The sequence below is a fragment of the Actinomyces sp. MRS3W genome (assembly GCF_032465695.1).
Classification (GTDB): domain Bacteria; phylum Actinomycetota; class Actinomycetes; order Actinomycetales; family Actinomycetaceae; genus Actinomyces.
This window is the reverse complement of sequence record NZ_JAWDJJ010000334.1, coordinates 1-12,849: the sequence shown is the minus strand read 5'-3', so window position 1 is coordinate 12,849 and position 12,849 is coordinate 1. Positions and strand designations below refer to the sequence as shown.

The following is a 12,849-nucleotide window of genomic DNA, read 5'->3' as shown; positions in this document are numbered from 1 at the left end:
CCCGTCTCACCGGTAGGGACTGCGATCGGGGTGGAGGCGACGTGCGGGGAGGGCGGCGTGGCGGCAGTCATGGCCTGATTCTGGCCCCGTACTTGCACGCGCGCCACCATTTCTGCCCTGGCCCGCGAGCAGCGGCCGAGCGATCAGCCGCTGCTCAGCCGAGCGCCTCCAGCGCCAGCGCGGGACGGTCGGTGATGATGGCGTCCACGTGCATGGCGGCCAGACGGCGCATCTGCGCCGGATCGTCAACGGTCCACACATGCACCTCCAGCCCGGCGCCGTGCGCCTGGGCGATGAAGCGCGGCGTCACCACCGGCACCCCGTGGAAGTCCAGGGGCACCTGGGCGGCGTCAACTCGCCCGTTGGCCCAGGACCAGCGCGTATGCGGCACCGGCACGGCCGCCTCGCTGAGCAGCATGAGCCCGGCAACGTCGCTCACTCCCAGGGAGGTGGTGGCCCGCGGCTCCTGGCGTCGCAGCACCGCCAGGCGACGCGCGGAGAAGGAGGCGAAGCGTACCCGCCCCAGCGCGTCGGCCTCGCGCACCACCTGCAGGGCGGGCTGGACCACGGCGGAGTCCTTGAGGTCAATGTTGAAGCGGATTCCCGGGTGGGCGGCGAGCACCTCGTCCAGGCGGACGAAGGGGCGCCCATCACCGGCGTCGAGCCCGGCCAGCTCCTCCCAGGTCAGCTCGACGATGCGTCGCGGGTCACCGGCGCGACTGGTCAGGTCGGCATCGTGGGACAGGACGACCACACCGTCGGCGGTGGAGCGCAGGTCGGTCTCCATCCAGCTCAGGCCGAGGGCCGCCACGTGTTCGACGGCGCTCCACGTGTTCTCGGGCGCCTCACCGCCCCCGCCCCGGTGGGCGACGACGGCGCAGCGGCGGGTGGGAGTCATGGTCGAGTCTCCAGTCCTGCGGTCAGCGACGGTTCGGGCTCAGGAGCAGTCGGTCGTGAGCTCGACGGCGCCGTGCTCCGCCAACCATTTCTCCGGGTCCACGGTGCTGGAGTCCTCGACGTCGTTGGCGGTGCGTACCTCGAAGTGGAGGTGGGCACCGGTAGATCGGCCGGTTGAGCCGACACCGGCGATGAGCTGGCCCGCCTGCACCACGTCGCCTTCGGAGACGTAGATGCCGTCCTCGTACATGTGCAGGTAGCTGGTGTACCAGGTCTCGCCGTCGATTTCATGTTCAATCGTGACGGTTCCAGTGCCGTCCACCATGCCCGCGGTGACCACGGTGCCGGCGGCCACCGCGTAGATGGGCGTACCGACCGAAGCGGCGTAGTCCTGGCCGGCGTGCAGCTTCATGTAGCCCAGGGTGGGGTGCAGGCGGTAGCCGTAGGCGGAGGAGACCGTGTAGGTTCCCGGCACCATGGGAGAGAAAAGCTCTGGCGTTGTGGTGAAGGCGGCGGTGTCGCCGGAGGCTCCGGTGGTCTGGGCGGCGCAGGTGGCGGAGGCGTTCTCGTAGGCCTCCCGGATACGCGCCAAGGTGGCCGCGTCGGGCACATTGGACAGGTCGGAGTCGGTGTCGGCGTCAACGTCGGCGTCGGAGCCGAGCACCGCGGCGGCCACCGAGGAGGAGGGGTCTGTCGTGGTGGCGGTTCCGGTCGGTGCGGCGGCGCTCACGCCGCCTCCCAGCGCCGCGGCCGCCTGCGGGCCGGCCAGGACATTCGACTGGAGCGGCGCCACGACGGTGACGAGCGCAAGAACCGCAAGCACGCTGGCACGCCCGACCGTTCCCATACGGCTGCGCCGCTGGACCATGATCGGATAGGTGCTCTCGTGTGATGGTGCCGACGTCGCGCTCGGCTGCGATGCGCGGGCAGGGAGGGGGGAGGTACAGGCCGCCGGATCATCGGCGGCGGATAGTTCGGCTTCTGCCGCCCGTTTGCGTTCGGCGGCGCGCTCCGCGTCACGACGCTGGCGCCGTGTCATGGGCTGTTCGGCCACGCGTTGCCTCCAGAGGTAGTGCTCCCGGCCGCCGTTGCAGGCGACCTGTCGCACTGTAACGAACCGTGATGTGTCCGTACCAGGACGACGGTCACATCAGCCGCGATCGCGCCGTTGGTACTCCTCACGCTGCATGGCGTCGTGCACCTCACCGACGAGTTCCTCCAGGATGTCCTCCAAGAAGACGACGCCGAGCGTATGTCCGGCCGCATCCTCCACACGGCCCAGGTGCGCGCCGGAGCGCTGCATGGCGGCCAGCACGTCCTCGACCTCGTCGTCGGCGTGCACGGGAACGAGCGCCCGCACCCGCCACTCGGGCACGGGCTGACTGCGTTCGTGTCCCTCGGCGTACAGCACATCCTTGAGGTGGAGGTAGCCGACAATGCCCGCGCTCGGTGTGCTGGCGGATGCGTCGGTGTTGACCGCGGTTTCCTCGGGGGCCGAGTCGGCGGCCGCTACGACCGGGAAGCGGGAGTAGCCGGTGGAGGCGACGGCGTGTTCGAGGTCCTCCGGGGTGCATCCTGTCGGGAGGGTGACCAGGGAGTCGACCGGCACCATGACACTGCCCGCGGTCTCCTCGGAGAACTCCAGGGCACCGGACAGCAGGCCGGTGTCGTCCTCGAGCACTCCCTCGGCGGTGGAGCGCTCGACGATGGAGGCGACCTCGGCAACGTTGTAGGTGGCCGAGACCTCCTCCTTCGTCTCAACGCCGCACAGGTGCAGGACGCCGTTGGCGAAGCCGTTGAGGGCGGTGATGACCGGCCCCAGCAGCCGGGAGAGGCGTACCAGCGACGGCACGATCCAACGGGCGGCGGTTTCGGGGGCGGAGATGGACATGTTCTTGGGCACCATTTCCCCAACCACCACGTGCGCGTACACCACGATGACCAGGGCGAGAACCACGGCAATGGCGTGGGCTCCGGCCGCACCTACGCCGACGCGCTCCAGCAGCGGTGCGATGAGGTGGGCGATGGCGGGTTCGGCGACGACGCCCAGTCCGGTGGAGCAGACGGTCACGCCGAGCTGGGCGGTGGCGAGCATGCGAGAGACGTGCTGGAGCGCCCACAGGGCGGTGGCGGCGCGCCGGTCACCGGCCTCCGCGAGCGGTTCGAGTCGGGCGCGGCGCGAGGAGGTGACGGCGAACTCGGCGCCAACGAAGAAGGCGTTGCCGGCCAGCAGGGCCACGGTCGCCAGCAGGGCGAGCCACGTGCTCATCGGGTCGGCTCCTCTCCTCCGGCTGCGTCGGGGAGGGTCGGCCCCGTGGTCTGCCGCCGCGGGTCGGTCAGCGGGTGAACGCGCAGGCGGGTGATGCGGCGTCCCTCCATTGCTTCCACGCGCAGCACCGCCTGGGGGGTGGCGACCTCATCGCCGATGTCGGGGATGCGCCCGAGCTCGGTCATGACCAGGCCGGCCAGGGTCTCATACGGGCCGTCGTCGGGCACGCGCACGCCGGCGCGGGCGGCGAGTTCATCGGGGCGCAGCCATCCGGGCACCAGCCAGTCCCCTGCGGAGTCCGCGTGGGCACCGGAGCGGCGGCGGTCGTGCTCATCGGCGACGTCACCGACGATCTCCTCAACGGCGTCCTCCAGGGTGACCACGCCGGCGGTTCCCCCGTACTCGTCCACAACCAGTGCCATCTGACTGCCGGTGTCGCGCAGCTCCACCAGCAAAGAGGCCAGCGGCATGGTCTCCGGAACTCGCCGCGCGGAGGTCATGAGGGAGGAAGACGTCACGGGCACCTCGGCGCGCCGCTCATAGGGGACGGCGATGGCCCGGCGCAGGTGCACAATGCCGAGCACGTCGTCGCTGTCGTCACCAATGACGGGGAAGCGGGAGTGGCCGGTGGCGCGCGCCAGGGCGACAACGCGGTCGGCGGTGTCTTGCTCGGTGAGGGTGTGCAGGCGGCCGCGGTCGGTCATCACGTCAACGGCGGTCAGCTCACCCACGCCGATCGAACGGGTCAGCAGGGCAGCGGTCGAGAGGTCGAGGACGCCCTCCTCGGCGCTGTGACGCACCAGCGCGGCAAGCTCGGAGGCCGAGCGGGTGCCGCTGATTTCCTCGGCGGGTTCGATTCCCATGCGTCGCAGCACCCGGTTGGCGGTGCCGTTGAGCACTGCGATCACGGGCTTGAGCGCTGTGGAGAAACCCATGAGGAAGGGGGCCACGGTGCGGGCGGCCAGCAGCGGGTCGGACAGGGTGGCGTTCTTGGGGATGAGTTCGCCAACCACCATGGAGAAGGCGTTGACGATGATGAGGGCCGCGGCGGCGGCCACCCCGGCGGCCACGGACTGCGCCAGCCAGGTGGACATGAGATTGGTCAGGAGGGTGGCCAGAGCCGCCTGCATGGTGTAGCCCAGCAGGATGGTGGTCAAGGTGATGCCAACTTGTGCACCCGATAGGAGGGTGGACAGGCGCCCGAGGGCCCGACGGACCCGGGCGGCGCCGCGATCGCCGGCAACGGCGCGGGTCTCAACCGTGGAGGGGTCCAGGGCCACCAGCGAGAACTCCCCGGCCACGAATAATGCGGTGCCGGCGGTCAGCACAACGCCGACCGCGATCATGAGCCATTCCTTCACCGGCGGCCTCCGCCGAATGTTGGCTGGGGCTCAGGATGAGGGTGGTCGGAATCGGATCCGGATCGGGCGGGGCGTTGGCGCACCCGGCGAGCATGTCGTCGCATAGTAGCGGCACGCTATCACCTCGACATGCCCCCGCGCGTGTGCGCCTGGTGCGCGGCGGTCCGATGCGGCGATGGCAGGATGGTTCCGGGCGTTCCCGGCCGGACCGGGAACGTGCGCGGCGAAGTCGAGTACCGAACAGTCACGGCAATGAAGGAGCGGACCGGGTAGCCATGGATGATGTGAATCTGTGCTTCATCGGCGATGAGTTGATCTCCGGCTATGGGGACGCCCGTGCCCTGGGATGGACCGGCCGGGTCATGGCGCGCACGCCCCGTGAGCTCGGCGTCATGTGGAACACGCTGGCCGTCCCGGGTGAGACGACGGCGCGGCTCGCCGAGCGGTGGCAGGGTGAGGTGGCCCGGCGCTCCACGCCCACCGGCATCAACCGCCTGGTCATCGGTTTGGGAGTGGCCGACGTCGTCGCCGGCGTCTCGCACGCTCGTTCCCGTCTGGCCGTCGCCAACGTGCTGGATGCCGCCACCAGCGAGCACCGATCCTGCTTCGTGGTGGGGCCGCCGCCGCTGCCGGGCGCGGACCCCGACGGCACCGCTGCCCTGTCGCGTGCCGTCGGTGAGGTGTGCCAGCGGCGGGGAATCCCGTATGTGGAGACTTTCGAACCGTTGCGCAACCACGATCAGTGGCTCACCGACGTCGCCTCCGAGGGCGGACGGAATCCGGGCCAAGCCGGCTACGGCCTACTCGCCTGGCTGGTGCTGCACCGCGGCTGGTATGAGTGGCTCGGAGTTCCCAAGCCGCGGTGAGGAGCGAGGCGGGCAGGCCGTAGCGGGCGGATCGTGGTGGCCGAGTTAGCCGACCGGGTGCTTCGAGGTGCGACAGCTCCGGCCCGGCGGGTACGTCCGGCGGCTCAGGCGACGCTGTAGACGCGGATGTCGGGGTCGGCCTTGAACAGGGGCTTGAGGCCGGGGACAACCTTCGTGGTGAACAGTTCGCTGCTCAGGTACGCCTGTGCCTGCTCGGCGGTCTCGAACCCGTGGAGGACCTGAACGTCCTCGTCGCGGACCAGGAGCTCCTTGGAGACGGCGCCGGGAATGGTGTCGAGGAACTCCTGCTTGTAGTCGGAGTAGACCTTGGCACCGGCAGCGCGGTCCGCGGCGTCAACGGTCATGGTGATCTGGAGGTAAGCGGCCATGGTGGTTCCTTCGTATCTCTCGCTGAACACGGGACTGTGCGGCACCGCCGCGCCCCGCCGACAACAACGCTAGACAGCGGGCGACGCAGCCGGTAGACGATCCTTGCTCATACGGCCATAACCTCGTGTCATGGCTAAGCGGGTGGCGCCGCGGGCGGAGTCCCTACTGTGGGCGGCCCGGGGATGCGAGCGGTTGCGTGTTGGTCGAGCTCGACGACGACGCGCAGGGTTACCACCACGCACGCGAGCTTGGCGTCACGCACACGACTTTGCGTCATGTACACGAGTTTTAGAGATATGCGGGTGTTGGGTCCGTGCAAAGCTCCAAAACTCGTGTCTTTGAGGCAAACACGTGTTCATGACGCCAGTGGCGGACCCTACGCGTGGCGTCGGAGACGTCCTGGATACCCTGGATGTCTCGCTCGCTCCTGGGCTGGCCAACCCGTATGTGCTTGCGCCGCTGTAGGTCAGGAACGTGTCGACATCTGTGAGGAAGGCCCTGGCCCTCGCGGATATTGCCGGACTGCCGGGCGTCGCCCGACTGAGGCAGTCGGAGCGCCGTGACTCTCGCGGGCATCGCCACCGCGCTGCGAGACTAACCCCGGCTTTCCCAAGACTTAGCTGACCCTCAGCAACTTCAACCGGTTTCGGTACGTTATTAGTGCCGGTTTCGGCACGTCATTAGTGCCGGTCTCGGTGAAGAGGGGCGGGGTGCGTCGGCGACGAGCAGGTCGACGAGCTTCGTCAAGCGCGGAGCCGCCGCCGAGGCGGGATCCCAGATCGCCTCGTAGGAAATCGTCACGGCGCGCCCCTGCTCATCCATCAGCGTACGGTGAGGCGCTTGCGGATCGGAGAGCCGGGACAAAGGCAGGATCGCCGACCCGACTCCCATTCGCGCCCATTCCTCTAAGACGTGGTAACTGGCGGCCTCACCGGCGAAAGTCCGCATGGCCAGGCCACGGTCCGCGAATAGTCCGCGGGTGAACGTCGTCAAGCCGCAGGTGTCCGGCACGAGGATGAGGTCGACGTCGGTGAGCTCGCGCACCCGGGCGCAGTCCGCGCTACCGGCCGGTGCGGCCGCGAGGCTGCTATCCGTTGCCGGTTTCGCGGCCGGGGTGGCGGAGGCCTCCACGAGCACAACCGGCTCAAAGGTGATAAGCCGGTGCCGGTACCGGTCGGCCGGGAGCACCGCGGGCACCAGAGCCAGATCGAGCTCGCCCGCATCCACCAGCCGCCGCAGATCCGTGAGGTCGGCCTCACGCAGGATGAGGTCGCCGGGGCCGTCGTCCCGAGCATCGCCAAGCTTGGTCGCGGCGGCACGAACCCGCGCGACGAGAGCCGGCGAAATGAGTGGGGACACACCAACACGCAGCGTCGGAACCGTGGATTCTCGACGACGCTGGGCGGCGGCGCCGACGGCATCCAGGGCGGCGACGGCGTCGTCAATGAGCGGCAGCAGCTCCCGGCCGGCGGGCGTCAAGCCGGTACCGCGCGTGGAACGAGTGAAGAGCTTCTCCCCCAGCGCGGCCTCCAGCCTGGCGACCGAGTGAGATAGGGCGGGCTGCGACAGCCCTAGCACCCGGGCCGCGCCGCTGAAGGAGCCCTCGCGGCGCACCACGCTGGCATGCCGCAGTCCCTCGGCGCTGAGACGGTCATTCATGTGAGCCATTGCCTGCATCGTAATTGCGCGTGGGGCCCTGACGCACTCAGTCCTCAGCTCACTCGTGACGGGACGACGCCCAGCGGAATCTCACCATCGCTCCCTATGCTGGTACTGCGCAGCTCCTGGAACGGTGTCCCAAGGGCGGGCACCGTCAGGGAGCGAACCGAGAAAGGAACCGCACATGAACTACACCGCGGAAGCCCTTGACCAGGTGATCGAGGCCACCGGCGCGACGTATACCCAGGCAAAGCAGGCTCTCATTGACGCCGATGGCAACGCCGAGGCGGCCATTGCCGCCTTGCAGGCCAACTTCCCGCCGGACGCACAGCCCGACACGGAATCGACCAAGCTCGACGATCTCAAGGAACGGCTGACCAAGATCATCAAAGACGGCAACGCACGCAAGGTCGTCGTCAAGCGCGACGGTGAGCTGCTGGTCTCCGTCCCCCTCAACGTGGGCCTCATCGGCGGCATTGTGGGAGTAGTCACCGCTCCCGTGGCAGTCGTTGTGGCCGCCATCGCCGCCTACGGCTTCGACTGCACCGTAGAGGTTGAACGCAGGGACGGCTCTACCGAGGAACTCGACTGAGCACACGTAGCGCGGGCACGGCGCAGAACAACGGCGGCCGATCACCGAAGTGACCGACCGCCGTTTTCAGTCGTGGGTGCGAACGCAACCCGGCTCAGGCGTTGGGGCGCTTGCCGTGGTTGGCGCTGTTCTTGGCGCGTGCACGACGCTTACGACCGCGCTTGCTCATGGGTGCCTCCTCATATGGTGATGGTCCGAATCCGCCCCGAGGGGCACGGAACGCCCGGTATCTTCCCACACTGGTCGGGGGCGCGGCCAGCCGACCGCGTGATTACGATGGTGAAGGCAGACACAGGCTGCGAGCGCGCGCCCGCAGCCGGGGCGCCGACGCCGCCGCTCATCTCGCGGGCCAGAATGCCGGCCGCGTTGAAAGCACTGCTAAATGCTCCGCTCGATGTGCTGCTCAATGCGCTCGGTGCGCACCACCGTGGTCCCGACCCGAGTGGTCGAAGTACTCACCGTCGTCGTGGAGGTGATGCGGGCGGTCGACAGGTAGCCCAGGACTCGGGCGCGCAGCCCCGCCGGGGCCTGCTCGGCGCAGCGGGAGCGGACGAGCTCACGCAGGTGCCGCTCGGCGTCGGCCTGGCGGGAGCAGTGCTCGCAGGAGGCGACGTGCTCAGCCAGGCGGGCCTCAAGGTCCTGGTCGCACTCGTGGTCGAGGAAGCGCTCCAGGTGGGCGCGGGCCTCAGAGCAGGAGCAGGGTTCGGTCTGGTCAAGGTTGCCCATTAGTTCTTCTCCTCGTCGCTCGTGTAGCCCAGCTGGCGGGCGTGGTCGGCAAGTAGTTCACGCAGCTGCCGCCGCCCGCGGTGCAGACGCGACATGACGGTGCCGATAGGGGTGTTCATGATGTCGGCGATCTCCTTGTAGGAGAAGCCCTCAACGTCGGCCAGGTAGACGGCCAGGCGGCGCTCCTCGCTCAGTTCCCCCAAAGCGGCCTTAATCTCCTCATCGGGCAGCTCATCCAGGGCCAGGTTCTCGGCACTGGGGAGCCCCACGGAGTCGTGGGAGGCAGCCCGATGCAGCTGCCAGTCCTCCACCGCGTCGGCGTCGGACTGCAGCGGCTCGCGCTGCTTCTTGCGGTAGGTGTTGATGAAGGTGTTGGTCAGGATCCGATACAGCCAGGCCTTGAGGTTAGTGCCGGGCCGGTACTGGTGAAAGGCGCCGAAGGCCCTGGCGTAGGTGTCCTGGACGAGGTCCTCGGCGTCGGCCGGATTGCGGGTCATGCGCAGGGCGGCACCGTAGAGCTGGTCGAGGTAGGGCAGGGCGTCGGCCTCGAAGCGAGCCGCGCGCTCCTCGGCCGACTCATCGGCCGGGGCCCGGTCAAGCTCGTCGGGATCGACCGCATCCGCAGGTGTCTGGGCTGCGCCGCGGGAATCCGCCGGGCTGTGCTTGTCTGTGTCCGTCATCGTCCACGAGCCTAGCCTGCCGTAACCGGCAGTGCGGCGCAGTCCCACACCCGATGCGGGCAGGCTCAGGGCCGGAGCGGCACCCGGGGCAGTCTCCGCGACCATGCCGAGCGTCGCGTCCGCGGTGAGAGTGGAGGAAGCAATCATCGCCGGGTTTAACGGCACGATCCGCCATCTCATTCCCGAGCGCCTGAAGTACTGGCAGTAGGCGGCGCCGTGCGCGAGGATGGTGCCATGGACCTATTGCGCACCTTCGCCCGCCCCGCGCTCGCCGCGCCCTTCGTCGTCGACGGCGTTGACGCCCTCGCCCGGCCCAAGCGGCATGCGGAGAAGTTCGAGAAGGTACAGCCGGTGTTGGAGAAGGCGGGGCTGCCCCCGGTGCTGCACTCCGATGCCGAGCTGCTCACCCGCCTCACCGGTGCCGTCAGCGTTCTGGCCGGCCTGGGGCTCGCGACCGGCCGAGCACCGCGCAGCTGTGCGGCCGTGCTGGCCGCACTCAACATCCCACTCGCCCTGGTCAACCACCCGGTGTGGGCCGTCAAGGGCCAGGACGAGCGCAAGCAGGCGCTGTCCGAACTGATGCGGTCCGTCGCCGTCGGGGCGGGCCTGGCACTGTCCGCCGTAGACCGCGAGGGGCGCCCATCCCTGGCCTGGCAGCGGAAGAACCGCAGGGAGCAGCGGGCAGCCCTGGAGGCCGCCGTGGCGCAGGTACGGTCCGAATACGAGCCCGCCCCGTCCGCCTGAACCCGAACCAGCTCAGCCCCCGTCGGCTTCCCGCTCGGGAGGCGTTCCCGGCTCGACAGGCGTCCGGCGCCCGGCCTCCGGGCTGTAACCGAGTGCCGGGCGGGAGCCCGCGCTACGCTCGTAGCCGGAAAGACCCCGCCCGGCAGCGCCGGGACCAGCCGGGGACCGCACCCGCGCTTGTAGGAAACACGAAGGAAGACAACCGGTGACCGACCAGAACGCCCGCCCCACCGCCCCCGTCATGACCGACGACATCATTTACACGCTCACCGACGAGGCACCCCGGCTGGCGACCCGTTCCCTGTTGCCGATCATCAAGGGCTTCACCCGCGCCGCCGACGTGCGCGTGGGCACGGCGGACATCTCGCTCGCCGGCCGTATCCTGGCGGCCTTCGGCCTGGCCGACGACGACCTCGCCCGGCTTGGTGCCCTCACCCGGGAGCCCACCGCCACCATCGTCAAGCTTCCCAACGTCTCCGCCTCCCTGCCCCAGCTCAAGGCGGCCATCGCCGAGCTGCGCGGCAAGGGCTACGAGCTGCCGGACTACCCCGACGAGCCGGCCACCGACGCCGAGCGCGAGGTCCGCGCCACCTACGACGCCGTCAAGGGCAGCGCCGTCAACCCGGTGCTGCGTGAGGGCAACTCCGATCGGCGCGCCCCCAAGGCCGTCAAGGCCTACGTCCGTACCCACCCCCACTCGATGGGCGCGTGGAGCCCCGATTCCAAGACCCGCGTGGCCACCATGGAGGACGGCGACTTCCGCCACAACGAGCGCACCGTGGTGACTCCCGAGGCCGGCACGGTGCAGATCCGCCTGGTTCCCGCCGACGGCGGCGAACCCGTGGTGCTGCGCGAGGAGCTCGCGGTCACCACCGGGGAGGTACTCGACGGCACCTTCATGTCCGCCCGCGCCCTGGATGAATTCCTCACGGGGGCGGCCGCCGCCGCCAAGGCCGACGACGTGCTGCTGTCGGTGCACCTCAAGGCCACCATGATGAAGGTCTCCGACCCGCTCATCTTCGGGCATGTGGTGCGGGCCTGCCTGCCGACCACCTTCGCCGGCCACGGCGACGCTCTGGCCGCGGCGGGCCTGCGCGCCGAGGACGGGCTGGCCTCGATCCTGGCGGGCCTGGACGCCCTGCCCGAGGCGGAGCAGATCCGCGCCTGCATCGACGCGGACCTCGCGCGCGGCCCGCGTTTGAACATGGTGGACTCCACCCGCGGCATCACCAACCTGCATGTGCCTTCCGACGTCATCATCGACGCCTCCATGCCCGCCATGATCCGGGCGGGCGGCAAGCTGTGGGACGCCGACGGCGGTCAGGACGACACCCTCGCCGTCATCCCCGACTCCTCCTACGCCGGCGTCTACCAGGCCGTCATCGAGGATTGCAAGGCGCATGGCGCCCTGGACCCGCGCACCATGGGCTCGGTGCCGAATGTGGGGCTCATGGCCCGCAAGGCCGAGGAGTACGGCAGCCACGACAAGACCTTCCTCATCCCCGCCGACGGCACCGTCGAGGTGGTCGTCACCGCGGGCATCGGCCTCCCCGTCGGCACGGTGCTGCTGTCCCACGCCGTCGCGGCCGGGGACATCTGGCGCGGCTGCCAGACCCAGGACGCGCCCGTGCGCGACTGGGTGCACCTGGCCGTGGTCCGGGCGCGCGCCACCGGGGCGCCGGCCGTGTTCTGGCTGGATCCCGAGCGCGCCCACGACCGCACCATTGCCGCCCTGGTGGAGCGCTACCTGGCCGATGAGGACACCGATGGCCTGGACATCCGCATCCTCGATCCGGTGGCGGCCACTCGCCTGTCCCTGGAGCGTGCCCGCCGCGGCGAGGACACGATCTCGGTGACCGGGAACGTGCTGCGCGACTACAACACCGACCTGTTCCCCATCCTCGAGGTGGGCACGAGCGCCAAGATGCTCTCGGTGGTGCCGCTGATGAACGGCGGCGGCCTGTATGAGACCGGTGCGGGCGGCTCCGCCCCCAAGCACGTGCGCCAGCTGCTTGAGGAGGACTACCTGCGCTGGGACTCCCTGGGTGAGTTCCTGGCCCTGGCGGAGGCGCTGCGGCATGTGGCGCAGGTGAGCAATAACGCGCGGGCCACCGTGCTCGCCGACGCCCTGGACGCGGCCACCACCACGCTGCTGGAGGAGGAGCGCTCCCCCGCCCGCCGACTGGGCGGCATCGACAACCGCGGCTCTCACGCCTGGCTCGCCCTGTACTGGGCGCGCGAACTGGCGGCACAAACCGCCGACGCCGAGCTGGCGGCCCACTTCGCCCCGGTGGCGGAGCGTCTGGGCGAGGTCAATGACACCGTGCAGGCCGAGCTGGTGGCCGTGCAGGGTCACCCGGTCGACCTGGGCGGCTACTACCTGCCCGACGATGCCCTGGCCGACGCCGTCATGCGCCCCAGCGCCGCGCTCAACGCCGTCGTCGACGCGCTGTGAACGCAGCCAGCCTCCCCGCCTGGTCCGCCCCGGCAGGGCAACGACGGCGTCCAGCGGCCCGGGCGCTGGTTGTGGCCGCGGTCGCCGACTCCCCGACGAGGCTGCACGGAGCGCTGCGCTCGCGCGACACCGAGCTTATGGCCGCCGCCCTGACCGCACTCGGGGCACGGGTGGACTGGGCCGACGCCGCGCTGGAGATCGTCCCCGCGC

Annotated in this window: 13 protein-coding genes and 1 pseudogene; 5 read left to right on the top strand and 9 right to left on the bottom strand. The window is 69.8% G+C overall.

Annotated elements, in window-relative coordinates:
• Nucleotides 1-154: 154 nt before the first annotated feature.
• From RWX45_RS12745 to RWX45_RS12730, 4 genes are all read right to left on the bottom strand, one after another.
• Entirely contained in the window at nt 155-898 is a 744-nt protein-coding gene (locus RWX45_RS12745; RefSeq protein WP_316024091.1) for a glycerophosphodiester phosphodiesterase, read from the bottom strand.
• A 39-nt stretch (nt 899-937) separates the two neighbouring features.
• Nucleotides 938-1,951 carry a M23 family metallopeptidase gene (locus RWX45_RS12740; protein WP_316024090.1) on the bottom strand — a complete coding sequence of 338 codons (1,014 nt, stop codon included), beginning with the start codon at nt 1,949-1,951 and terminating at the stop codon, nt 938-940.
• A 96-nt stretch (nt 1,952-2,047) separates the two neighbouring features.
• The gene (locus tag RWX45_RS12735) at nt 2,048-3,166 is read right to left on the bottom strand and encodes a hemolysin family protein (protein ID WP_316024089.1); all 1,119 of its coding nucleotides are present in this window, start codon (nt 3,164-3,166) and stop codon (nt 2,048-2,050) included.
• Entirely contained in the window at nt 3,163-4,527 is a 1,365-nt protein-coding gene (locus RWX45_RS12730; RefSeq protein WP_316024088.1) for a hemolysin family protein, read from the bottom strand. Before RWX45_RS12730 ends, RWX45_RS12735 begins: the two co-directional genes overlap by 4 nt.
• 275 nt (nt 4,528-4,802) lie before the next feature.
• Between RWX45_RS12730 and RWX45_RS12725 the strand changes: the two genes are divergently transcribed.
• Nucleotides 4,803-5,393 (top strand): GDSL-type esterase/lipase family protein, encoded by a 591-nt coding sequence (locus tag RWX45_RS12725; protein ID WP_316024087.1) that lies wholly within the window; start codon nt 4,803-4,805, stop codon nt 5,391-5,393.
• A gap of 104 nt (nt 5,394-5,497) precedes the next feature.
• On the opposite strand, the gene RWX45_RS12720 is transcribed toward RWX45_RS12725, so the two are convergent.
• Together RWX45_RS12720 and RWX45_RS12715 are read right to left on the bottom strand one after the other, a co-directional pair.
• Entirely contained in the window at nt 5,498-5,782 is a 285-nt protein-coding gene (locus RWX45_RS12720; protein WP_316024086.1) for a hypothetical protein, read from the bottom strand.
• Between the two features lie 658 nt (nt 5,783-6,440).
• Nucleotides 6,441-7,451 (bottom strand): LysR family transcriptional regulator, encoded by a 1,011-nt coding sequence (locus RWX45_RS12715; protein WP_316024085.1) that lies wholly within the window; start codon nt 7,449-7,451, stop codon nt 6,441-6,443.
• 175 nt (nt 7,452-7,626) lie between these two features.
• Between RWX45_RS12715 and RWX45_RS12710 the strand changes: the two genes are divergently transcribed.
• Nucleotides 7,627-8,034 (top strand): DUF4342 domain-containing protein, encoded by a 408-nt coding sequence (locus RWX45_RS12710; protein WP_316024084.1) that lies wholly within the window; start codon nt 7,627-7,629, stop codon nt 8,032-8,034.
• Between the two features lie 94 nt (nt 8,035-8,128).
• Here RWX45_RS12710 and RWX45_RS13500 read toward each other — a convergent pair whose 3' ends face one another.
• The 3 genes from RWX45_RS13500 to RWX45_RS12700 all read right to left on the bottom strand — a co-directional run bounded on the left by RWX45_RS13500 (nt 8,129) and on the right by RWX45_RS12700 (nt 9,440).
• Entirely contained in the window at nt 8,129-8,203 is a 75-nt protein-coding gene (locus tag RWX45_RS13500) for a 50S ribosomal protein bL37 (RefSeq protein ID WP_395994430.1), read from the bottom strand.
• Between the two features lie 209 nt (nt 8,204-8,412).
• A complete protein-coding gene (gene rsrA, locus RWX45_RS12705; RefSeq protein WP_316024083.1) occupies nt 8,413-8,760 on the bottom strand; it encodes a mycothiol system anti-sigma-R factor in 348 nt (115 codons plus the stop codon).
• Nucleotides 8,760-9,440, bottom strand: a complete 681-nt coding sequence (locus tag RWX45_RS12700; protein WP_316024093.1) for a sigma-70 family RNA polymerase sigma factor — start codon at nt 9,438-9,440, stop codon at nt 8,760-8,762. Before RWX45_RS12700 ends, rsrA begins: the two co-directional genes overlap by 1 nt.
• 234 nt (nt 9,441-9,674) lie before the next feature.
• Between RWX45_RS12700 and RWX45_RS12695 the strand changes: the two genes are divergently transcribed.
• The 3 genes and pseudogenes from RWX45_RS12695 to RWX45_RS12685 form a co-directional block, all read left to right on the top strand.
• Nucleotides 9,675-10,184, top strand: a complete 510-nt coding sequence (locus tag RWX45_RS12695; protein ID WP_316024082.1) for a DoxX family membrane protein — start codon at nt 9,675-9,677, stop codon at nt 10,182-10,184.
• Nucleotides 10,185-10,425: 241 nt separating this feature from the next.
• The gene (locus RWX45_RS12690) at nt 10,426-12,639 is read left to right on the top strand and encodes an NADP-dependent isocitrate dehydrogenase (protein ID WP_316024092.1); all 2,214 of its coding nucleotides are present in this window, start codon (nt 10,426-10,428) and stop codon (nt 12,637-12,639) included.
• A pseudogene (locus tag RWX45_RS12685) lies at nt 12,636-12,849 on the top strand (3-phosphoshikimate 1-carboxyvinyltransferase); the annotation flags it as partial. The gene RWX45_RS12690 and the pseudogene RWX45_RS12685, both read left to right, overlap by 4 nt.